Origin of the sequence: Dyadobacter sp. OTU695 (assembly GCF_038440355.1) — a bacterium.
GTDB lineage: Bacteria > Bacteroidota > Bacteroidia > Cytophagales > Spirosomataceae > Dyadobacter.
The window spans coordinates 1-207 of record NZ_JASATN010000122.1 but is presented as its reverse complement, the minus strand read 5'-3'; the positions used below and the strand labels follow the sequence as shown (position 1 = coordinate 207).

Annotated in this window: 1 protein-coding gene; it reads right to left on the bottom strand. The window is 41.5% G+C overall.

From position 1 onward, the window contains the following. Window positions 1-207: hypothetical protein (locus AAHB90_RS32720; RefSeq protein ID WP_342089524.1), on the bottom strand; the 207-nt coding region annotated here is incomplete at both ends.

The following is a 207-nucleotide window of genomic DNA, read 5'->3' as shown; positions in this document are numbered from 1 at the left end:
CTGCGGTAATGACCAAACAGGCGGTCGATCGTCTCGGAAGTATATAGATCAGTATTATAGCCTATCCCGACTTTTACTCCGCCACTTGTGTCCAACAAGTTGAACAGAATATCATATTGAGTAGTTGTGTAATTTACATTTTCTGAGATTAGATTTATTTCGGCAACCAGCAAACTTTGATCGCGTGGGGTGTTTTCAAGGGAGAAC